Annotated in this window: 24 protein-coding genes and 1 tRNA gene; 15 read left to right on the top strand and 10 right to left on the bottom strand. The window is 67.8% G+C overall.

Features of this window, described 5'->3' with window-relative positions; translation table 11 throughout:
* The first annotated feature begins 28 nt into the window (after positions 1-28).
* Genes E7T10_RS14825 through E7T10_RS14815 form a run of 3 tightly spaced genes read left to right on the top strand, consistent with a single transcriptional unit; the run spans position 29 to position 1742 of the window.
* The gene (locus E7T10_RS14825) at positions 29-373 is read left to right on the top strand and encodes a multidrug efflux SMR transporter (protein ID WP_137722388.1); all 345 of its coding nucleotides are present in this window, start codon (positions 29-31) and stop codon (positions 371-373) included.
* A complete protein-coding gene (gene thiD, locus E7T10_RS14820; protein ID WP_137722387.1) occupies positions 370-1170 on the top strand; it encodes a bifunctional hydroxymethylpyrimidine kinase/phosphomethylpyrimidine kinase in 801 nt (266 codons plus the stop codon). The genes E7T10_RS14825 and thiD overlap by 4 nt, the downstream gene beginning before the upstream one ends.
* The gene (locus E7T10_RS14815; RefSeq protein ID WP_137722386.1) at positions 1167-1742 is read left to right on the top strand and encodes a nucleotidyltransferase family protein; all 576 of its coding nucleotides are present in this window, start codon (positions 1167-1169) and stop codon (positions 1740-1742) included. The genes thiD and E7T10_RS14815 overlap by 4 nt, the downstream gene beginning before the upstream one ends.
* On the opposite strand, the gene E7T10_RS14810 is transcribed toward E7T10_RS14815, so the two are convergent.
* The gene (locus E7T10_RS14810) at positions 1739-2128 is read right to left on the bottom strand and encodes a DUF983 domain-containing protein (RefSeq protein ID WP_039246144.1); all 390 of its coding nucleotides are present in this window, start codon (positions 2126-2128) and stop codon (positions 1739-1741) included. The two genes, E7T10_RS14815 and E7T10_RS14810, sit on opposite strands and share 4 nt — an antisense overlap.
* 123 nt (positions 2129-2251) lie before the next feature.
* On the opposite strand from E7T10_RS14810, the gene E7T10_RS14805 reads away from it, so the two are divergent.
* Positions 2252-5101: a lipopolysaccharide assembly protein LapB gene (locus E7T10_RS14805; protein WP_137722385.1), complete on the top strand. Its 2850-nt coding sequence runs from the start codon at positions 2252-2254 to the stop codon at positions 5099-5101.
* A 78-nt stretch (positions 5102-5179) separates the two neighbouring features.
* On the opposite strand, the gene E7T10_RS14800 is transcribed toward E7T10_RS14805, so the two are convergent.
* The 3 genes from E7T10_RS14800 to E7T10_RS14790 all read right to left on the bottom strand — a co-directional run bounded on the left by E7T10_RS14800 (position 5180) and on the right by E7T10_RS14790 (position 6672).
* A complete protein-coding gene (locus E7T10_RS14800) occupies positions 5180-5458 on the bottom strand; it encodes an HU family DNA-binding protein (RefSeq protein ID WP_017506838.1) in 279 nt (92 codons plus the stop codon).
* A 114-nt stretch (positions 5459-5572) separates the two neighbouring features.
* A complete protein-coding gene (fliP, locus tag E7T10_RS14795; RefSeq protein WP_039244769.1) occupies positions 5573-6385 on the bottom strand; it encodes a flagellar type III secretion system pore protein FliP in 813 nt (270 codons plus the stop codon).
* Positions 6382-6672 (bottom strand): flagellar biosynthetic protein FliO, encoded by a 291-nt coding sequence (locus E7T10_RS14790; protein ID WP_039244767.1) that lies wholly within the window; start codon positions 6670-6672, stop codon positions 6382-6384. The genes fliP and E7T10_RS14790 overlap by 4 nt, the downstream gene beginning before the upstream one ends.
* A gap of 145 nt (positions 6673-6817) precedes the next feature.
* Between E7T10_RS14790 and flgB the strand changes: the two genes are divergently transcribed.
* Genes flgB through E7T10_RS14775 form a run of 3 tightly spaced genes read left to right on the top strand, consistent with a single transcriptional unit; the run spans position 6818 to position 7980 of the window.
* A complete protein-coding gene (flgB, locus tag E7T10_RS14785; protein ID WP_017506835.1) occupies positions 6818-7222 on the top strand; it encodes a flagellar basal body rod protein FlgB in 405 nt (134 codons plus the stop codon).
* A gap of 58 nt (positions 7223-7280) precedes the next feature.
* The gene (flgC, locus tag E7T10_RS14780) at positions 7281-7667 is read left to right on the top strand and encodes a flagellar basal body rod protein FlgC (protein ID WP_039244962.1); all 387 of its coding nucleotides are present in this window, start codon (positions 7281-7283) and stop codon (positions 7665-7667) included.
* A gap of 10 nt (positions 7668-7677) precedes the next feature.
* Positions 7678-7980: a flagellar hook-basal body complex protein FliE gene (locus tag E7T10_RS14775; RefSeq protein ID WP_137722384.1), complete on the top strand. Its 303-nt coding sequence runs from the start codon at positions 7678-7680 to the stop codon at positions 7978-7980.
* A 7-nt stretch (positions 7981-7987) separates the two neighbouring features.
* Here E7T10_RS14775 and E7T10_RS14770 read toward each other — a convergent pair whose 3' ends face one another.
* From E7T10_RS14770 to E7T10_RS14760, 3 genes are all read right to left on the bottom strand, one after another.
* Positions 7988-8524, bottom strand: coding sequence for a polysaccharide biosynthesis/export family protein (locus tag E7T10_RS14770; RefSeq protein WP_137722383.1), 537 nt, complete (start codon positions 8522-8524; stop codon positions 7988-7990).
* Positions 8525-8579: 55 nt separating this feature from the next.
* A complete protein-coding gene (locus E7T10_RS14765; RefSeq protein WP_168189959.1) occupies positions 8580-9911 on the bottom strand; it encodes an FAD/NAD(P)-binding protein in 1332 nt (443 codons plus the stop codon).
* Positions 9912-10009: 98 nt separating this feature from the next.
* Positions 10010-10870, bottom strand: coding sequence for a WecB/TagA/CpsF family glycosyltransferase (locus tag E7T10_RS14760; RefSeq protein WP_137722381.1), 861 nt, complete (start codon positions 10868-10870; stop codon positions 10010-10012).
* A 224-nt stretch (positions 10871-11094) separates the two neighbouring features.
* Between E7T10_RS14760 and E7T10_RS14755 the strand changes: the two genes are divergently transcribed.
* The 8 genes from E7T10_RS14755 (at position 11095) to ptsN (ending at position 16974) form a co-directional block, all read left to right on the top strand.
* Positions 11095-11181, top strand: a tRNA-Leu gene (locus E7T10_RS14755).
* A 179-nt stretch (positions 11182-11360) separates the two neighbouring features.
* Positions 11361-11975 (top strand): ribonuclease D, encoded by a 615-nt coding sequence (locus E7T10_RS14750; RefSeq protein WP_045809722.1) that lies wholly within the window; start codon positions 11361-11363, stop codon positions 11973-11975.
* 7 nt (positions 11976-11982) lie between these two features.
* Complete coding sequence (gene lptC / locus E7T10_RS14745) at positions 11983-12642, top strand: LPS export ABC transporter periplasmic protein LptC (protein WP_137722380.1); 660 nt, start codon at positions 11983-11985, stop codon at positions 12640-12642.
* Entirely contained in the window at positions 12639-13133 is a 495-nt protein-coding gene (locus E7T10_RS14740; RefSeq protein WP_045809724.1) for an LptA/OstA family protein, read from the top strand. Before lptC ends, E7T10_RS14740 begins: the two co-directional genes overlap by 4 nt.
* Positions 13134-13162: 29 nt before the next feature.
* Positions 13163-13954 (top strand): LPS export ABC transporter ATP-binding protein, encoded by a 792-nt coding sequence (lptB, locus tag E7T10_RS14735; RefSeq protein ID WP_174087076.1) that lies wholly within the window; start codon positions 13163-13165, stop codon positions 13952-13954.
* Positions 13955-14209: 255 nt separating this feature from the next.
* Positions 14210-15709: an RNA polymerase factor sigma-54 gene (rpoN, locus tag E7T10_RS14730; protein WP_137722379.1), complete on the top strand. Its 1500-nt coding sequence runs from the start codon at positions 14210-14212 to the stop codon at positions 15707-15709.
* A 74-nt stretch (positions 15710-15783) separates the two neighbouring features.
* On the top strand, positions 15784-16428 hold the full coding sequence (gene hpf / locus E7T10_RS14725; RefSeq protein ID WP_112861301.1) for a ribosome hibernation-promoting factor, HPF/YfiA family: 645 nt from the start codon (positions 15784-15786) through the stop codon (positions 16426-16428).
* Positions 16429-16506: 78 nt separating this feature from the next.
* Positions 16507-16974 (top strand): PTS IIA-like nitrogen regulatory protein PtsN, encoded by a 468-nt coding sequence (ptsN, locus tag E7T10_RS14720; protein WP_137722378.1) that lies wholly within the window; start codon positions 16507-16509, stop codon positions 16972-16974.
* Between the two features lie 32 nt (positions 16975-17006).
* Here ptsN and E7T10_RS14715 read toward each other — a convergent pair whose 3' ends face one another.
* The 3 genes from E7T10_RS14715 to E7T10_RS14705 form a co-directional block, all read right to left on the bottom strand.
* On the bottom strand, positions 17007-17258 hold the full coding sequence (locus E7T10_RS14715) for a DUF1150 domain-containing protein (RefSeq protein WP_017506777.1): 252 nt from the start codon (positions 17256-17258) through the stop codon (positions 17007-17009).
* Positions 17259-17322: 64 nt separating this feature from the next.
* The gene (locus tag E7T10_RS14710; protein WP_137722377.1) at positions 17323-17745 is read right to left on the bottom strand and encodes an Hsp20 family protein; all 423 of its coding nucleotides are present in this window, start codon (positions 17743-17745) and stop codon (positions 17323-17325) included.
* Positions 17746-17860: 115 nt separating this feature from the next.
* Positions 17861-19189, bottom strand: a complete 1329-nt coding sequence (locus E7T10_RS14705; protein ID WP_137722376.1) for an ammonium transporter — start codon at positions 19187-19189, stop codon at positions 17861-17863.
* Positions 19190-19202 lie beyond the last annotated feature (13 nt).

The following is a 19202-nucleotide window of genomic DNA, read 5'->3' as shown; positions in this document are numbered from 1 at the left end:
GGACCGCGGCCTGTTCCATCTGGTCGCCATGTCCTGGGTGATGTCGATCAATCCGTGGGCGACGCTGGTCGTCGCCGGTCTGCTGGAGGTCCTGTGGGCCTCGGGCCTCAAGAATGTGGGCGTCAGCCGGCCGTGGACCTCGCTGGGGGTTGTGATCGCGCTGGCGGGCAGCATGATCCTGTTGTGGGTCGCCACGCAGAAGCTGCCGATCGGCACGGCCTATGCGGTCTGGACCGGCATCGGGGCGGTGGGCGCGGCGGTGGTCGGCATCCTGGTCTATGGCGAGCCGGCGACGGCGGTCAGGGCCGTGTGCATCCTGCTGATCGTGGCGGGCATCGTCGGGCTGAAACTGTTTTCGGGAGCGGCGGCATGAGCGCGCGTCATCAAGGTCGGGTGCTCATTCTGGCCGGGTCGGACAGCGGCGGCGGCGCGGGCATCCAGGCCGACATCAAGGCCGTGACCATGATGGGCGGGTTCGCCGCCACCGCGATCACGGCCATCACGGTGCAGAACACCCTGGGGGTCCACGGCGTCCATCCGCTGCCGCTGGATCTGATAGCGGCGCAAGGCCGCGCGGTTCTGGAGGACATCGGGACTGACGCGGTTAAGACCGGCATGCTGGGCTCGGTCGAGGTGGTCGAGACGGTTGCGGCCCTGCTGGACGAAGCCGACGCCCCGGCGGTGGTCGATCCGGTCATGGTGGCCAAAGGGGGGCACCCGCTGCTGCCCGATGCGGCGGTCGAAGCGGTGAAGCGCCTGATGATCCCGCGCGCAGCCCTGCTGACGCCCAATGCGCCCGAGGCCGAGGCCCTGACAGGCTTTGCGGTCCACGACCTAGGTGGCCAGAGGCGGGCGGGCGAGGCGCTGCTGGCCCTGGGGGCGCGGGCGGTGCTGATGAAGGGCGGGCATGTGTCGGGGCCGACGGTGATCGACCTGCTGATGACCGCAGACGGCGAGACGGTGTTGGAGGCCGAGCGGGTCGACACCCGCCACACCCACGGCACCGGCTGCACCCTGGCCAGCGCCTGTGCCGCCGAGCTGGCGCTGGGGCGGCCGCTGGAGGTCGCGGTGGCCGAGGCCTGGGCCTATGTCGGCGAGGCGATCCGCCGGGCGCCGGGCCTGGGCGGCGGACACGGCCCGCTGGATCACGGCTGGCCGGTGCGAGGATGAGCGAGCTGGAGGCGGAACTGGCCGCCATCGTGCGCGCCGATGCCGGGCTGATGCATGTGCTGACGACCGTCAGGGCGCTGGACCTGCCCGATTGGCGGCTGGTGTCGGGGGCGGTCTATCAGGCGGTCTGGAACGCCCGGACGGGGCGACCGGCGGGTTATGGGGTCAAGGACTACGACCTGGCCTATTTCGACGCGTCGGACCTGTCCTACGAGGCCGAGGACGTCGTCATCAAACGCGTCGCCGCCGCCTTCGACGAACCGTTCCGCAGCCAGGTCGAGGTCCGCAACCAGGCGCGGGTGCGCCTGTGGTTCCAGAACCGGTTCGGCGAACCCTATGAGGCGCTCGGATCGACGGACGAGGCGCTGGGGCGGTTCGTGGCGCCGACCTTTGCGGTCGGGGTGCGGCTGGAGGCGGACGACAGCCTCAGCGTCGCCGCGCCGTTCGGGCTGGACGACGTGTTCGCCCTGACGATCCGGCCCAACCCGAACCGGCCGGTGGCCAGGGGCTGGGCCAAGGCCGTCGACAGCGCGCGGGCGCGCTGGCCCGAGCTGACGGTGATCGAACCCTAGAAGGGGCCGTGCTTGCCGTTCGAGGAGAACTCGGGCGGGGCGGCCTTGTGGACATATTGTTCGGCGACCAGCCAGGCCTTGAAGGGGCGCAGACACCCCAGGCACAGGGCGACCAGGATCGGCAGGGTCACGACCAGATGCACCCAGATCGGCGGATGCACGGTGAAGTCGAACACCATCAGCAGGATCATCCCCACCACCCCGACGGCCGTCATGACGAAGAAGGCCGGGCCGTCCGCCGGATCGGCGAAGGCGTAGCTGAGCCCGCACGCCGGACATTCCGTCTGCAGCGTCAGATAGCCCTTGAACAGCGGTCCCTTGCCGCAGCGGGGGCAGCGACAGGCCAGGCCGGTCTTCAGGGTGCTGAGGCGCGGATAATCGGTCATGCGGCGACTATGGGCGCTTAAAACGGCGCTGTCGCGTGGACCGGTTGTCCTAACGCCATCAATCATCACGGTGAACGGCGGTTAACTGCGATTAAAGGCCTTGTGCGGCATGGGTCGGGAGATATGTACGGGGCCTCGCCGACAAAGCGCATCCTGAAGACGACCGTGGCCGCCGCCACGGCCGGCGCCGTCGTGTTCGCGCCGATGGCGCCGCTGGCCCAGGAAGTCGGCAGGTCGCGCGATCCGCTGTCCATCAATATCGGCGCCAACGCCGAGTTCACGCGGGTCGAGTTCGGCGGCGTGATCGGCGTGCGCTCGCGCGTGAGCCGCGAGGGCGACAAGGTCGTCGTGCGGCTGGGGACCACCGCCGCGCCGGATGTCTCGCGACTGAAGGTCGATCCGCCGGCGGGGGTGAAGTCGGTCGAGACGCGGCCGAGCCGGGGCGCGGGCGGCACGGACCTGATCCTGACGCTGGAACAGGGCGCGGATGCGCGCTCGGGAGTCGCGGACGGGGCGGTGTGGCTGAACCTCTATGCGCCCGGCAAGGCGCCGGAGGGCGGGGACGCCGCCAAGCCGCAGACGACCAAGGCCGTGGTGCCGGTGCGGGCCGAGACGGCTGGCGGCAAGACCGTCCTGACCTTCGACTGGGGCGCGCCGGTAGGGGCGGCGGTCTTCCGCCGGGGCGATGCGGTCTGGGTCGTGTTCGACACGGCCGCGCGCATGGATATGAGCGGCGCCAAGGCGCTGGGGTCGGCCAAGAACGCCCAGTGGGCGGCCGGGCCGGGCTATACGGCCCTGAGGATCGCCGAACCCGAAGGGCTGGGCGTCTCGGCGCAGGGCCAGGGCGGGACCTGGACCGTGACCCTGGGCGGTCCCGACGGCGCGGCGGGCGGGGTCGAGGTCGGTCGGTCCGACGACGGCGCGCCGGTGCTGGTGGCGCGGATGGCCGGGGCGACCAAGGCGGTCTGGCTGACCGATCCGCTGGTTGGCGACCGCTTCGCGGCGGTGACGGCCCTGGCGCCCGGCAAGGGCTACGCCGGCGGACGGCGCACGGTCGATCTAAGCCTGATCCCGACCGCGCAGGGCCTGGCGGTCGAAACGTCGGTCGACGACCTGAAGATCGAGGCGGCGGGCGACCTGGTGACCCTGAGCCGGCCCAAGGGGTTGGCCTTGTCGTCGCCGGCGGCCGGGCTGGAGACGGGCGACCACAATGCGGATGCGCCCAAGCGGGCGGCCTATCCGGCGCTGATCGACGAGACCTGGGCCGCGACCGGCGAGGCAGGCTTCTCGGACCGCTATCGCCGGCTGCAGGATGCGGCCGGGCTGGAGACGATCGCGGCGGCGGACAATCCGCGCGCGCCGATCGAGGCGCGGATGGCGCTGGCGCGGTTCCTGGTCGGGTCGGGCCTGAACTATGAGGCCATCGGGGTGCTGAACGCCCTGATCGCCAAGGCGCCCAACCTGCAAGGCGAGCCCGAGGTGCGCGGCCTGCGCGGCGTGGCGCGCGTCGGCGTCGGGCGGCTGGAAGAGGCCCAGGTCGATTTCGCGGGCGCGGCCTTGGCCAACGATCCGGCGACCAAGGTCTGGCTGGGCTATATCGCCTCGGAAATGGGCGACTGGGAGGGGGCGCGTCGCAACTTCACCGCCGGCGCTCCGGCCATCGACAGCTTCCCCAAGGAATGGCGCGCGCGGTTTGGCGCGGCCCACGCCATGGCCGCGATCCAGTTGAATGATCTCGCCGCCGCCCAGCAGCTGTTGGCCTATGTGTTCAGCCAGGATGCGCCGGCGGTGGATCAACTGACGGCGCGGCTGGTGCAGGCGCGGATGTTCGAGCTGAACGGCGACAAGAACCGGGCGCTGGCGGTCTATAAGGCCGTGGCGCGCGCGCCGCTGGATGGGATCGCTACGCCGGCGAAACTGGGCGCCATCAGCCTGGAGCTGGACAAGGGCGCGATCACGCCGGATCAGGCGACGGCCCAGCTGGAACAGCTGAAATGGCGCTGGCGCGGGGATGCGACCGAGATGGCGGTCGTGCGCAAACTGTCGGGCATCTATCTGCAGCAGGGGCGATACCGCGAGGCGCTGGACGCCCTGCGTGGCGCGGGCAAGCGGATGGCCGGCGTGCCGGGCGCGGCCGAGGTGCAGGCGGATCAGGCCAACGCCTTCCGCGCCCTTTTCCTGGACGGGGCGGCGGACGGTTTGCAGCCGGTGCAGGCGCTGGCGCTGTTCTATGACTTCCGCGAACTGACCCCCATCGGGGCGGACGGCGACGAGATGGTGCGGCGTCTGTCGCGCCGGCTGATCGACGTGGACCTGCTGGATCAGGCCGCCGAACTGCTGAAGCACCAGGTGGACGAGCGTCTGGACGGGGTGGCCAAGGCCCAGGTCGCGACCAATCTGGCCACCGTCTATCTGATGGACCGCCAGCCGGAGAAGGCGTTGCAGGCCATCTGGGGCTCGCGCACCACCCTGCTGCCCAATGCGATGAACAGCGAGCGCCGGGCGCTGGAGGCGCGCGCCCTTATGGATCTGGGCCGGTTCGACCATGCGTTGGAGGTGCTGGACCGGGATCAGTCGAACCCGGCGCGCGAGGTGCGGGCCGACATCTTCTGGAAGCAGCAGAAGTGGGGCGAGGCGGCGCCGATCTATGAGGCGCGGCTGGGCGATCGCTATAAGACCGCGACCACGCCGCTGACGCCGGCCGAGGAAAGCTGGCTGATCCGGGCGGGCGTCGGCTATTCGCTGGCGGGCGATCGGGCGGCGTTGCAGCGGCTGAGCGGGCGCTTTGGGCCGATGGTTCCCGGCGCGCGGTCGGCGGCGGCGCTGCGGGTCGCGCTGGACGACAATCTGTCAGGCGTGGCGGGGACGGGCGACTTCGCCAATCTGTCCAGCCAGGCCGACACCTTCGTCGGCTGGGTCAACAGCGCCAAACAGGCGTTCAGAAAAGAAGCTGACGCCAAGAGCGCTGCCTGAAATTGAAACGGGCGGAGATCGCGTTGCGACCCCCGCCCGTCGAGCATTGCCGGTCCTGCATCGCAGGACCGAAAAGGCTTAGCCGTTGACGGCGTCCTTCAGCGGCTTGGAGACGCGGAAGCGCACGGCCTTGGAGGCGGCGATCTTGATGGTCGCGCCGGTAGCCGGGTTGCGGCCTTCGCGCTCGGCGCGGTCGGCGGTGTCGAAGACGCCCAGGTTCGAGATGCGGATGTCGCCGCCCGACTTCAGGGTCGAGTGGATGTTTTCGACGATCGCGGTCAGCACCTTGCCGGCGTCGGCCTGCGAAACACCAGCGTCCTTGGCGACGGCGGCGATCAGTTCGGCTTGAGTGGTCATAAGAAGCGTTTCCAGTGTTAGTCGCCCGATTCCGAGCGAGGACCGGGGGATCAACACGGATTTCCCTATGCTTTGCAAGCGCCGATGACGCTTAAAGCCATATGGGGCGGGGGATTATCCGGTACCGGACGCCCGTTGGAAGCTCTCGACCAGGCTTCCGGCGACCAATCGCCAGCCGTCCACCAGCACGAAAAAGATCAACTTGAAGGGGAGTGAGACCACCACCGGAGGGAGCATCATCATGCCCATCGACATCAGCACGCTGGCCACCACCAGATCGATCACAAGGAACGGAACGAAAAGGAGAAATCCGATTTCGAACGCCTTCTTCAACTCGCTGATCATGAAGGCCGGCGTGACCACGCGCAGGGGCAGGTCCTGGACGTTCTGGGGCGGGTCGATCTTCGACAGACGGGTGAACAGGGCGAGGTCCCCGCGGTCCACCTGGGCCAGCATGAAGGTTTTTACGGGTTCGGACGCCTGATCGAAGGCCTGGGGCAGTTCGATCTGCTGATCCATCAGCGGACGGATGCCCGAATCATAGGCGTCCTGCCAGGTCGGGGCCATGACGATGGCGCTGAGGAAGAGCGACAAGGAAACCAGGACGGCGTTCGGCGGCGACTGTTGCAGGCCCAGCGCCGTGCGCAGCAGCGACAGGACCACGATGATCCGCACGAAGCTGGTCGTCATGATGACAATCGACGGCGCCAGCGACAGGACGGTCATCAGACCGACCAGCTGGACCACGCGCTGGGTCAGGCCGGCGCCGGTGCCCAGATCGATATTGAGAGCCGAGCCGCTTTGCGCCGCCTGCTGAGCCAGGGCCGCGACGGGCCAGGCCAGACAGACCAGGGTGGTGAACAGCGACAGCAGGGCCGCGCGCTTCAGCTCGGCGCCGGTCGGCTTGACGAAGACGGCGGGCTTCACTGGCCGCCTCCTGTTTTGCCGAGAGAGGGCTGACGCGGTTCGATCAGTTCGCGGCCTTCGCCCAGCAGGATCAGCCGTTCCTCGTCATCGACGCGGACCAGAACGAGGCGACGGGCGGGGTCCAGCACAAGGGTTTCGACGACCTGAAGCCGGCGCTCGCCGCGCTCTGCATTCAGCCGGGCCAGGATTTGCGGCGCATAGCGGCGCGCAGCCCAGGCCGCGATCCCGATCAGGCCGAGGGTGAAGGCCAGGCCGAAGACCGCCCGGGCGAGATCGAGGAAATTCATGACGCTGCAAAGGCCCCGCGCAGTCCGCGCTTAGACCCTGAATGTTAACCAGCACGGTTAACGAGCCGTTGAGATAACCCCCTATTAACCATCCAGGCGGCATTTTCTGCCCATCGCGCGCATCCGCGTCGCACGGGAGACCGCCATGGGCGTCGCCGACATTCCGCTGCTGGGGCAGATCAAGGGCCGGCTGGGCTGGCTGGACGCCCGCCAGCGGGTCATCGCCGAGAACGTCGCCAACGCCGATACGCCGGGCTTCGTCGGGCGCGACCTGAAACAGCCGACCGACTTCGCCGCCGCCATGCGCTCGGGCGGGGGGCTGCAGATGGTGCGCACCAATGCGGCCCATATCGCGCCGGCCGGTTCACCGGTGCGGTTCGCTCCGACCAAGGCGCCCGATTCGGAGACCACTCTGGACGGCAATTCGGTGGTGGTCGAAGAGCAGATGCTGAAAATGGCCGAGAGCCGCATGGCCTATGACGCCGCCATCGGCTTCTACCAGAAATCCATGTCCATGATCCGCATGGCCGCCAAGCGGCCGGGCGCCTGAGCCGATGGCCGAGAAGGACTGACCCATGCTTGATCCCATCCCCCCTTCGAACAGCGCCATGGCGGTGGCGGCCTCGGCCCTGAAGGCGCAGCAGTCGCGCATGCGCGTGATCGCCGAGAACATCGCCAACGCCCAGTCGACGGCGCGCACGCCGGGCGGTGAACCCTATCGCCGCCAGATCCCGGTCTTCCAGGCGCGCGAGGTCGATGGGGCGACCGGCGTCACCTTGGCCGAGGTGCGGCCTGACCAGGGCGACTTCAAGATGGACTATGATCCGTCGCACCCGGCCGCGAACGCGCAGGGCTATGTGATGCGGCCCAATGTCGACACCCTGGTCGAGGCGATGGACATGCGCGAGGCGCAGCGCGCCTATGAGGCCAATCTGAACGTCATCGAGACGGCGCGGTCGATGGACAGCCGCACCCTCGACATCATCAAACGCTGAGGGCTAGGCCATGAATCCGATGATGGCCGCCAAGGCCTATGCCGCCGTTCAGGGCGGCGCCATGCCGACCGCCGCCCAGGCGCCCGGCGTCGGGGACGGCGGCTTCGCCGACCTGGTCAAGAACGCCATGACCGACATGACCCAGCAGTCGCGCGCGGCCGAAACCCAGATGACCCGCTCGGTCCAGGGCCAGGGCAATCTGATCGACGTGGTCACGGCGCTGAGCTCGACCGAGGCGTCGCTGGAGACGGTGATCTCGGTCCGCGATCAGGTGATTTCCGCCTATAAGGAAATCATGGCGATGCCGATCTGACAGCGGGTCAGAAGTAGCGTTCGCCGATCCGCAGGGTGTCGCCGGGCGAAACACGCGCATCGGCGGTCAGCGGCTGGGCCTCTTCGACCTGTGATCCGGCGCGACGCACGAAGACACGGCGCGTGTTGGCGCGATAGGTGAAGCCTTGGGCCGTCGCCACGGCGTTCAGCACCGTCAGGTCCGGCAGATAGGGGTATTCTCCCGGCCGATTGACCTCGCCCAGGATGTAGATCGGCCGATAGGTCAGGACCTGGGCGGTGACGCGCGGCTGGTTCAGATAGCCCTGGCTCAGGGCTTGAGCGACGGCGCCCTGAAGCTGGGCGCCCGTCAGGCCGGCGGCCTGGACCTCGCCGATCAACGGCAGGGCGATCCGGCCGTTGGCGTCGATCACGAACTCGCCGCCCAGCGCCGCCTCGCCGAAGACATCGATGCGCACCTTGTCGCCGGAGGCGAGGCGGTAGTCCGACACGCTCTGAGGCGCAAAGGCCGTCAGGCCCAGCGACAGGATCGCGATCAGCAGGCCGATGCCTGTCCTTGCCCCCATGTCATCGCCCCCGATCGTTTCGGGTGTGAAGGCTAAACGCGTCGGTTGTTCGGGTCTAGGGGCGGTCCGACAGGATACGGGCGGCGAGATCGCGGGCCTGGCCGCGCAGGTCGGGCACGGCCGTCATTTCCCAGAAGGCGCCGCGCGTCAGGGGGCCGATGGCGTGAAGACCGCGTGCGGGCGCGCCCACCCCGTCCAGCAGACCGCCCTCGTCATCGACCTGCAGGCCCAGGCCTAGGGGATCGGGGCGACCGTAACCCTTGTCCAAGATGTCGCGGATCATCGGTTCGGTGCTCTTGGAGATCACGCCCAGCGGCCCGGTGCAGTTCACGACCAGATCGAACCGCGCCTTGATGGCGCGTTTCTTTCCGCGCGGACGCCACGAGACCTCTATGACGTCGGTGGCCTTCAGCTCGGTCAGCTTGCCGGCCAGGATCGTCAGCTCGCCGCCGGCCAGCATGGAATGGATGTCGCGCGCCGGGCCGGGCGACAGGCGATGACGATGCACGTCCCACAGGGGGCGCAGATGGCGCAGGAAGCGACTGCGCTCGATCCGCGACCAGCCGCGCCAAATGTCGCGCGCGGAATGGCGCAGGCGGTCGAACACGGCGCGCCAGTCGGCCTCGGCCGTCGCGGCGCGGATTTGACGCAGGATTTCGGCCGGGCTGCCTGAAAAGGCGCCGAGATAGGGCGTGGGGGGAACGGTCGCGTGGGCGCGGGGCAAAAGGCCGTGTCGCGACAGGGCGGTCAGGCGGCGTCCGGGTCGGCGCAGGGTGATGGCTGCATCCACCATCGTCAGGCCCGAACCGATCAGCAGGACATTGCGGGCGTCGCGCGCCGTCTGGGGATCGAACCGCCAGGGGTTTTCGACATAGGCAGGGGAGGCGCGCACCGCGTCATCGACGCCGGGGGGCGAGGCGGGCTCCAGATTGCCCAGCGCCAGCACGACCTGATCGGCCGCGACCTCTCCGTCGCTGGTCACGATACGCCAGCCGTCGTCCTGGCGATCGATGGACTGAGCCTCGGCGCCGATCAGGTTCAGTCGGTCGGGGGCGTCGTCCAGCGCCTCGTCCAGCAAGGCCTGAAGATAGTCGCCATAGACGCCGCGGGTGATGAAGCCGTCCTGGGCGCGCCACGACGGCTGTTCGGCCAGCCAGTCGGCGAGGTGGGCGGGCTGGTCGGGAAAGGCGCTCATATTGTCCAGGCGGACGTTCAGCAGATGGCCGGGATTTCCGGTGTCATAAGCGGTGCCGGGACCGAAAACGCCGCGCCGTTCGATCAGGGTGACGCGCACATCGCGCGAGGCCTTCAGCAGATTGACGGCGGTCAGCAGGCCGCTGAAACCCGCGCCGACGATGGCGACATGCGGTCCATTCTGCTGCGGCACGCGCACCCCCGTTGTTCGTTTCCGTCGCTGTCGATAACACGCGGCGGTCCAGAGGGATCATGGCGATAAATATCTATCTGACAGTAGGAATAACGTGATCAGCGGTTGCGACCCCTGGCCTTTAGGATGTCGCGCAGGACCAGCGGGAGGAGCGTCCAAGGCTCGACGCAGTAGCGGACGAACAGCCGTTTCGGGTCGTGCAGCAGGCGATAGGCCCATTCGACGCCCGCGCGTCCCATCCAGCGCGGGGCCGCGCTTTGAACCCCCGCCTCATAGTCGAAAGCGGCGCCGACCGACAGGATGACGCAATCAGGCAGGCGCTCGAAGTTGTCGGCGATCCATAGCTCCTGGCGCGGCATCCCCATGCCGACGAACAGGATATGGGGCTTAAAGGCCGTGATCCGATCCAGGACGGCGGCGTTCTCGGACGACCCGGGCCGGGCGTCGAAGAAGCCGTGGTGGATGGCGATGTCGGCGTCGGGATAGCGGAGCTTCAGCCGGCGGGCCGCCTCGTCGCCGACGCCGGGCGCGCCGCCGACGGACAGGACACGCCAGCCCTGACGGTTCGCCACGCTCCAGAAATGGTCGCGCCAGTCCAGATAGGTGCAGCGGTGAAAGCCCCGGCTGTGCAGGCCCAGGGCGCGCGAGAAGGCCAGAAGCGGCGTCGAATCGACCTCGATCAGATCGGCCTTGTCGTAGAAGGCGCCGAGTTCAGGCCGCTTCTGCATCAGATACAGGCTGTGAAGATTATGATTGGCGATCAGGCTCTTTGCGCCCTGTCGCACCGCCTGCTGAATGTGGTGCAGCACCTCTTCCGGCTTCACCAGATCCATCGATTGACCCAGGATCGTCACTCGCTCGTAGGCGCGCCGGTTCTGGCGGAACGGCGCGCGCGGCCGGACGCGGCGCTCCGTGACGAAGCGCTCCGGCGCAGAGGAGCTGAGAGACGGGTCCGCCATGCGGCGCTTGTAGGCGAGCTGGCCTCAAGACGGGGTTAGAAAACAGGCTTAGCGCCCATTAAGTCGTCGTCGAACGCGGATCGAAAACGACGTGCGGCCAGGCTTGCCGCGCCGCGTGCGCAAGAAATCTCGCAAAGGCGAAAAATCCTTGTTGACCCCGCCCGGAGCCTCCCTTAGAGGTCCGCGCCTTCCCGATGGAAACGCCGCAAGGCGCTGCCGACGGGGCCCAGATGGCGGAATTGGTAGACGCGCTGGCTTCAGGTGCCAGTGGCTTAACGGCCGTGGAGGTTCGAGTCCTCTTCTGGGCACCATTTTTCAGAAAGCGTCGCACCGAACGGTGCGGCGCTTTCTTTGTTTTGGCCTATCGCCTCGCGCGCGACGGGATTTTTTGTGGCCTATCGGAATGCGCGCGGCGCATTCCTGCTTGAGGCCGTTTCGGGAATAAGCTTGCCCGTTTCGCGCGCCGTGTTCGCCGTGTAAGAGCCTGAGCATGACCGTTTACCTGCATGAGGGCGACCTGCCCGACGATCTGGACCTGGGGTCCGAGGTCGCCATCGATTCCGAGACGATGGGCCTGCGTTTTCGCCGCGATCCGCTGTGCGTGGTGCAGCTGTCGTCGGGCGATGGAAACGCCCATGTCGTGCGGCTGAACCGGCCCGCCTATGACTGTCCGAACCTGAAGCGGGTTCTGACCGATCCGGCGGTGACCAAGATCTTCCATTTCGGCCGGTTCGACATCGGCATGTTCCTGCTGCACCTCGGCGTCGAGACGCGGCCGGTCTATTGCACCAAGATCGCCTCCAAGCTGGCGCGCACATACACCGACCGGCACGGGCTGAAGGACGTGGTGCGCGAGACGGTGGGCGTGGACCTGTCCAAGGCGCAGCAGTCCTCGGACTGGGGCGCCGAGACGCTGAGCCAGGCGCAGCTGGACTATGCGGCGTCGGACGTTCTTTATCTGCATGCGGCCAAGGCCAAGCTGGACATGATGCTGGCGCGCGAAGGGCGAACCGATTTGGCCGCCGAATGTTTCGACTTCCTGCCGACGCGGTCGGCGCTCGACCTGGCCGGCTGGGACGAGACCGACATCTTCGCCCACAGCTGAGGCGCGCTTGACCGAACACGGCGAACAGTCCCGCATCGAGGCCGACGAGGCCAGGGTCGCCCTGGCCGGGGCGCGGTGGCGTGCGCGCTCGCGGCGGGTGAAGCTGTATCGCCGCGTCCTGCCGATCATCATTCTGGTGCTGGCGGGCGGCGCCCTGACTTGGACGGTGTTCCGCACCGTCATGTCGGGGGTGGAGCGCAAGACCAGCCAGAGCCAGGAGGTTCGCCTGGACGCCCCCCTGTTCCACGGTCAGGACGCGCAAGGCCGCGCCTTCACCGTCGGCGCGCAAGGCGCTGTGCGCGACCCCAATACCGGCAAGTTCAAACTGATCGGCCCAGCGCTGAAACTGAACCTGGGCGGGCGCAAGGTCACCGAACTGACCGCCGACGGCGGCATCTATGACGAGCAGGCCAAGACGGTGACGATCGGTCCGAACGTGCGCATTTCGGACGGCGGCACGGGCTTCGTCCTGACCACGCCCGAGGCGGTGGTTGACACCTCGACCGGAAACGTCACCGGTTCAAAGGGCGTTCAGGGTTCCGGCCCTATTGGAACCATCAACGCATCGTCCTATGCGATCTACGATCAGGGACAGCGCGTCGTGTTCGACGGCGCAGGCGACAACAAGGTGAAGGGCGTTCTGACGCCCAAGGGGTCAGGCGGATGATCGTGACGAAGATTTCGAAGACGCTGGCCGTCGTCGCGGCGGCGGCCGTCGTGGGCATGCCGGCCCTGGTCGATGCCCAGGCTCAGGCGACCAATCAGCCCGTCGCCTATGGCGCGGACTCGGTCGAATACGCGCCCAACCGCATCATCCTGCGCGGCAGGGCCGAGGCGACGCAGGGCGGCAACCGCTTTCGCGCCGACACCCTGACCCTGGTCAGCGGCGAGGGCGGCGATCTGCAACGCGCCGAGGCCAGCGGCACGGTCTATTTCGTGACGCCGGACCAATCGATGCGCGGCGACCGCGCGGTCTACAACCTGGGCAACGGCGAGATCGTGGTGACGGGCAACGTCATCCTGACCCAGGGCAAGAACGTCCTGACCGGCTCGCGCCTGGTCTACAACATCAACACCGAGACCGCCCGCATGGACGGCGCGCCGCGCGGCGCCGCCGGAAGCCGCGTGCAGGGCGTCTTCTATCCCAACTCGAACTGAGGCCGTCTGGCCGTCACGGACCTGAGCATTTGGCGCGCAAGGAACTGTCAGCCCTGAACCTGGACGAGCGGCCGCAACCGGCCGCCGTGGCGCCCGCGCCTGCGGAAAAGGGCCTGCGGGTGATGAACCTGGCCCGGTCGTTCGGCCAGCGTCAGGTGGTGCGCGACGTATCCCTGACGGTGCAGCGCGGCGAGGTCGCGGGCCTGCTGGGTCCCAACGGCGCCGGCAAGACGACCTGCTTCTACATGATCACCGGCCTCATCCCGCCGGATTCAGGCGCGATCTGGCTGGACGGCGAGAACATCACCGGCCAGCCGATGTATCAGCGCAGCCGCATGGGCCTGGGCTATCTGGCGCAGGAAGCCTCGATCTTTCGCGGCATGACGGTCGAGCAGAACGTCAAGGCGGTGGTCGAGCTGAACTATCCGCGCGACCAGATCCGCGCCGAGACCGACCGGCTGCTGAACGAACTGCACATCGACCATCTACGCCATGCGCGGGCCACCGCGCTGTCGGGCGGCGAGCGTCGGCGAGTGGAGATCGCGCGGGCGCTGGCCGGGCGGCCGTCCTTCATGCTGCTGGACGAACCCTTCGCCGGCATCGACCCCCTGGCCATCGCCGACATCCGCACCGTGATCCGCTATCTGGCCAGCCAGGGCATCGGCGTGTTGATCACCGACCACAATGTGCGCGAGACCCTGGACATCACCGACCGGGTGTCGATCATCTCGAACGGCGCGGTGCTGTTCGAAGGCACGTCTGACGAGGCGATCCACGACGCCGAAGTGCGTCGGGTCTATCTGGGCGAAAACTACATCTGACGATTAGCGTCTCCTCCCTGCGATGCGGGAAGGGGGACCGCGCGCAGCGTGGTGGAGGGGTCTTTGAATCCCACCGGCGGCGCTAGCGATGCGCTGAAGACCCCTCCGTCACGGCGCTTGAAGGAAGCGCCGCGCCACCTCCCCATGAAATGGGGAGGAGACAAAAAGCGCGTTCGTCTCGCGTTAACCGGTTCGGCGACATTCTGTCCCAGCAAGTTCCGGGCCACTCGACGGCCGGGCGGGAAGATTTCGGACGTGATCGGGCAAAGGTTAGAGGTCAGGCAGGGGCAGGGGCTGGTCATCACGCCCCAGCTGCAGCAGGCGATCAAGCTGCTGCAACTGTCGAACCTCGAGCTGGAGGACTTCGTCGAGGCCGAGCTGGAACGCAATCCGCTGCTGCAACGCGAGGAGCCGGAAAGCGAGACGCCCGAACCGGTCGAGCGCGTCGAGGCGGCTTCGGATAGCGAAATGTCGTTCGGCGACGGGGTCGCGGACGCAGCGGCGTCGTCGATGGACGCCGGTTCCGACGATGTCTACGGCGACGCCGCGCCGGGCGAGCGCACCAGCGACCGGATGACCGACGAGGCCCAGCCGGGGCTGTCGGACTGGTCCAGCGCTGGCAAGGGCGGCCAGATGTTCGAAGGCGAGGGCGAGCGGCCCGACGCGCACGAGCTGACCCTGTGGGAGCATCTTCAGGCGCAGGCGTCGAGTGCGGGCCTGTCGCCGGCCGACCACGGCATCGCCCTGACCCTGATCGATGCGACGGACGAGGGCGGTTATCTGCGCGGGGAACTGACCGAGTTCGCCGACCGGCTGGGCGTGCCGCTGGAGCGGATCGAGGCGGTGCTGGGCGTCTGTCACGGCTTCGAGCCGACCGGGATCATGGCGCGGTCGGTGCCGGAATGCCTGAAGCTGCAGCTGATCGAGCGCAACCGGTTCGATCCGGCGATGGCGGCGCTGCTGGACAATCTGGACCTTCTGGCCAAGCGCGATCTGGCGGGCCTGCGCCGTGTCTGCGAGGTCGATGGCGAGGACCTGACCGACATGATCGCCGAACTGCGGGCGCTGACGCCGCGTCCGGGCGCAGGCTTCGGCGGCGAGCCGGCGCAGACGGTCGTGCCCGACGTGCATGTGCGGCCCGATCCCGCCGGCGGCTGGCGGGTCGAACTGAACGCCGACACCCTGCCGCGCCTGTTGGTCGACAAACGCTATCATGGCCTGGTTCAGGCCGGCGCGCGCTCGGATACCGAAAAGACCTTCGTCGCCGACTGCGCCGCCCAGGCCAACTGGCTGGTCAAGTCGCTGGATCAGCGGGCCAAGACCATTCTGAAGGTCTCATCCGAGATCGTGCGCCAGCAGGACGCCTTCCTGGCCTTCGGTGTCGAGTTCCTGAGGCCGCTCAATCTGAAGACCGTCGCCGACGCCATCGGCATGCATGAATCCACCGTCAGCCGCGTCACCTCGAACAAATATATCGCCACGCCGCGGGGCGTGTTCGAGCTGAAATTCTTCTTCACCGCCGCCATCCAGTCGGTGGACGGCGCATCGACCCATTCGGCCGAAGCCGTCCGTCACAAGATCAAATCCATGATCGACGGTGAGGGGCTGGAGGGCGACGTTTTGTCCGACGATCGGATCGTCGAAATCCTGAAGGAAACGGGCATCGACATCGCGCGGCGCACCGTGGCCAAATACCGGGAAGCCTTGAGAATTCCGTCCTCGGTCGAGCGCCGCCGGATGATGAAGACGGGCTGAAATCCACAGCCAAGCGTGACCACAAATCGGTGATCTGGATTGACACCAAATCGGGTCGGGCGCGTTCTATCGGCATGCAAGTCCAAGTCAGCGGCAAGCAAGTGGATGTCGGCGAAGCGTTAGGCTCGCGCATCTCCCAGGAACTCGAAGACGGGGTCGGAAAATACTTCGCCCGCGGCGGTGAAGACGCCGAGGTCGTGGTGTCCAAGGACGGCCACAACTTCAAGGTGGACTGTTGGGTCCGCCTCGCGTCGGGCCAGACCCTGGTGACGACCGGCATGGGCGGCGACGCCCACTCGGCCTTCACCGAGGCGCTGGATCGGCTGGAAAAGCGGGTTCGTCGCTACAAGCGCCGGCTTAAGGACCACCACATCGGGCCAAAGGGTCTGTCGCCTGAGAAGACCGAAAACGCCGCCCGCGAAGTCGCACGCAGCATCGTGCTGCGTGATCCCGACAGCGTGGAGGACGATGTCTTCGGCGACGCGAGCGAGAACGACGGCCCGCCGCCGGTGGGCATGGTCATCGCCGAGACGGAGCACGAAATCCGCACCATTACGGTCGGACGGGCCGTGCTGGAGCTGGACATGACGGGCTATCCTGTCGTGCTGTTCCGCAATGCGGCCCACGGTGGTCTGGCGGTCGTCTATCGTCGCCCGGACGGCAATGTGGGATGGATTGATCCCGAGCGGACAGCCAAGTCCAACGGTTCTGTGAACTAAGCCTCAGTTTGACTTCGGCGCGGTTGTCTCTAAACGGGCGGCCGCGCCGTTGTCTGCTGCGTGTATCGAGGTTGTGTAATGGACATCGGTGATCTGCTCGCGCCCAAGGGCGTGGTGCTGCGCAGCGGCGCGTCGTCCAAGCGACAGGCGCTCCACGCGCTGGCCGAGGCTGCGTCGCATGCGCTGGGCCTCGACGAAGCGCGCATCTTCGACGCCTTGATGGAACGCGAGACGCTGGGATCGACCGGGCTGGGGGCCGGCGTCGCGGTGCCGCACGCGCGTCTCACCGAGGTCGAGAAGGTGACGGCGGTGTTCGTGCGACTGGATACGCCTGTGGCCTATGATGCGGTGGACGACCGGCCGGTCGATCTGATCGTCGGCCTGTTCGCGCCGCCCAAGGCGGGCGCCGAGCATCTGAGGGCGTTGGCGGCAGTGTCGCGCGCGCTGCGGTCGCCCGAACTGCGAGAGCAGCTGAGACAGGCGCGCACGACCGATGCGATCCGCGCCCTGTTCGTCAAGGACGCCACGGCCGCGACGGCGGCCTGAACGGCGGCGCCTGCACGCCGCCATTCATCAGATCAATGAACGGAAACCGGCTCCAGCTCGTGCGCCACGGCTGCGGCGAAGGCGGTGTCGCGGTCGATCATGACCGCCAGACGCTCGCCGTCGGCGCTGTGGACGGCATAGAGCATCTGGCCGGGGTTCAGATCCACGTCCTTGATCTCCACCGCCTCTTCAAGCAGGTCCGAGGCCTTGATCTCGCGCACATACACCAGGTCGGGGGCGCCCAGTCCGGCAAAGTCTTCCTTGGTCATCGTCATCGGCGTCATTAGGACCGCCTCCTTCATATTTGACAACGCCCGGATCGCCGGGCGGTTCGAATGGCTGTAGTTTTCAGCCAGCCGTGATCGGAATGCGTCGCACCTGGCGTTCGGCCTCGGGCCGGATTAGATCGACGTGGAGCAGGCCATGCTCCAGCCGGGCGCCCTCGACCTCCAGCCCGTCAGCCAGGACGAAGTTGCGCACGAAGCCGCGCGCCGCGATGCCGCGATGCAGGAAGGCCTGTTCGCCTCGGCCCGCATCGTCGCGCTTGCCGGCGATGGTCAGCTGGCGGCCGTCCAGGGTGATGGCCAGTTCTTCGGGCGCGAACCCGGCGACGGCCAGGCTGATGCGGACGCCCGCATCGCCGATCTGTTCGACATTGTAGGGCGGATAGCTTTCGGCCGCGGCCTTGGCGGCGCGGTCGATCAGGGCGCGGGTGTGGTCGAAGCCCAGCAGAAAGGGGCTGTCGAACAGGAGGGTGCGCGTCGTCGTCATCTGGGGTCCTTGCGTCAGCGACCGAGCGGTCGGTCTCCCGCAATCGGCAAGACCGTCCGTCACAGATGAAGATGGGGGCTGGCGAGGGCGGGATCAACCGGCAGCGCCTGTGGGGTCAGTGGATGGCCTCGCCGTGCTGGGTATAGTCCAGCCCCTCGACTTCTTCGTCCTTGGTGACGCGCAGGCCCGTGGTGAACTTGCAGATCATCAGGACGACGAAGGTGCCCGCCGCGCTCCAGGCGATGACGCCGACCAGGCCGACGGCCTGTTTCCACACGGTCGCCCCCTCCGACAGGGCGTTGACGGTCGTTGTGGCGAAGACGCCGGTCAGCAGGGCGCCGACGATGCCGCCGACGCCGTGCACGCCAAACGCGTCCAGACTGTCATCGTATTTCAGCGCGTGCTTCAGCCAGACCGCGCCCGCATAGCAGGCCGGACCGCCGATCAGGCCGATGAAGAAGGCGCCCTTGGGGTCGACGAAACCGGCGGCGGGGGTGATGGCGACCAGACCGCCGACGACGCCCGATAGCAGGCCCAGCAGGGTCGGGCGCTTGCGATCGAACCATTCGATGGTCATCCAGCCTAGAGCCGCGCTGCCGGCGGCCAGGATCGTATTGAACGCGGCGGTCGCGGCCAGCGCGTCCGCCGCGCCTGCTGACCCCGCATTGAAGCCCAGCCAGCCGACCAGCAGCAGGCCGGTGCCGATGGCGCTATAGACCAGGTTGGCGGGGGCCATGTTGTCGCGCCCGAAGCCGTGACGCGGCCCCAGCACCAGGGCGCAGACCAGACCGGCGATCCCGGCGTTGACGTGGACGACCGCCCCGCCCGCAAAGTCGAGCACGCCCAGACCGCCAAGATAGCCGCCGCCCCAGACCTGATGACAGATCGGCGCATAGACGATCAGGTGCCACAGGCCAAAGAACAGCAGGCTGGCCGAGAACTTCATCCGCTCGGCGAAGGCGCCGGCGATCAAGGCCGGGGTGATGATGGCGAAGGTCATCTGGAAGGCGACGAACAGCAGCTCAGGCAGGCCGGGCAGCAGGCTGTGGGCCGTCTGGGCGGTGACGCCGTTCAGGAAGGCCGCCTGAACGCCGCCGATGAAGCCGTTGATCGCGTCCGGTCCCTTGCCGAACGACAGGCTGTAGCCGACCAGGAACCACAGGACCGAGACGATGGCGAAGGCGGCCGCCGACTGGGCGACCACGCTGATGATGTTCTTCTTCCTGACCATGCCGCCGTAGAACAGGGCCAGGCCCGGCAGGGTCATCAGCAGGACCAGCGCCGTCGAGGTCAGGATCCACGCCGTCGCCGCCGTGTCGATGACCAGCGGCGCCTGATGCGCCAGCAGGGCCGGGTCCGCCAGGGTTGAGGCCGCCAGGGCCGGTGAGGCCAAGGCCGCCGCCCCGGCGACGAGCGTGACGGCGAGGGCGGCGGATCGGGTCATGGCGGCTTTCTAA

This window comes from Brevundimonas sp. SGAir0440 (assembly GCF_005484585.1).
Classification (GTDB): domain Bacteria; phylum Pseudomonadota; class Alphaproteobacteria; order Caulobacterales; family Caulobacteraceae; genus Brevundimonas.
This window is presented reverse-complemented; position numbering and strand designations above follow the sequence as displayed.

Coding starts and splice junctions, on each gene's coding strand:
- E7T10_RS14825 (WP_137722388.1), top strand. CDS start 29: ATGTCCTGGGTGATGTCGATCAATCCGTGGGCGACGCTGGTCGTCGCC.
- thiD (WP_137722387.1), top strand. CDS start 370: ATGAGCGCGCGTCATCAAGGTCGGGTGCTCATTCTGGCCGGGTCGGAC.
- E7T10_RS14815 (WP_137722386.1), top strand. CDS start 1,167: ATGAGCGAGCTGGAGGCGGAACTGGCCGCCATCGTGCGCGCCGATGCC.
- E7T10_RS14810 (WP_039246144.1), bottom strand. CDS start 2,128: ATGACCGATTATCCGCGCCTCAGCACCCTGAAGACCGGCCTGGCCTGT.
- E7T10_RS14805 (WP_137722385.1), top strand. CDS start 2,252: ATGTACGGGGCCTCGCCGACAAAGCGCATCCTGAAGACGACCGTGGCC.
- E7T10_RS14800 (WP_017506838.1), bottom strand. CDS start 5,458: ATGACCACTCAAGCCGAACTGATCGCCGCCGTCGCCAAGGACGCTGGT.
- E7T10_RS14790 (WP_039244767.1), bottom strand. CDS start 6,672: ATGAATTTCCTCGATCTCGCCCGGGCGGTCTTCGGCCTGGCCTTCACC.
- flgB (WP_017506835.1), top strand. CDS start 6,818: ATGGGCGTCGCCGACATTCCGCTGCTGGGGCAGATCAAGGGCCGGCTG.
- flgC (WP_039244962.1), top strand. CDS start 7,281: ATGGCGGTGGCGGCCTCGGCCCTGAAGGCGCAGCAGTCGCGCATGCGC.
- E7T10_RS14775 (WP_137722384.1), top strand. CDS start 7,678: ATGAATCCGATGATGGCCGCCAAGGCCTATGCCGCCGTTCAGGGCGGC.
- E7T10_RS14770 (WP_137722383.1), bottom strand. CDS start 8,524: ATGGGGGCAAGGACAGGCATCGGCCTGCTGATCGCGATCCTGTCGCTG.
- E7T10_RS14760 (WP_137722381.1), bottom strand. CDS start 10,870: ATGGCGGACCCGTCTCTCAGCTCCTCTGCGCCGGAGCGCTTCGTCACG.
- E7T10_RS14750 (WP_045809722.1), top strand. CDS start 11,361: ATGACCGTTTACCTGCATGAGGGCGACCTGCCCGACGATCTGGACCTG.
- E7T10_RS14740 (WP_045809724.1), top strand. CDS start 12,639: ATGATCGTGACGAAGATTTCGAAGACGCTGGCCGTCGTCGCGGCGGCG.
- hpf (WP_112861301.1), top strand. CDS start 15,784: ATGCAAGTCCAAGTCAGCGGCAAGCAAGTGGATGTCGGCGAAGCGTTA.
- ptsN (WP_137722378.1), top strand. CDS start 16,507: ATGGACATCGGTGATCTGCTCGCGCCCAAGGGCGTGGTGCTGCGCAGC.
- E7T10_RS14715 (WP_017506777.1), bottom strand. CDS start 17,258: ATGACGCCGATGACGATGACCAAGGAAGACTTTGCCGGACTGGGCGCC.
- E7T10_RS14710 (WP_137722377.1), bottom strand. CDS start 17,745: ATGACGACGACGCGCACCCTCCTGTTCGACAGCCCCTTTCTGCTGGGC.
- E7T10_RS14705 (WP_137722376.1), bottom strand. CDS start 19,189: ATGACCCGATCCGCCGCCCTCGCCGTCACGCTCGTCGCCGGGGCGGCG.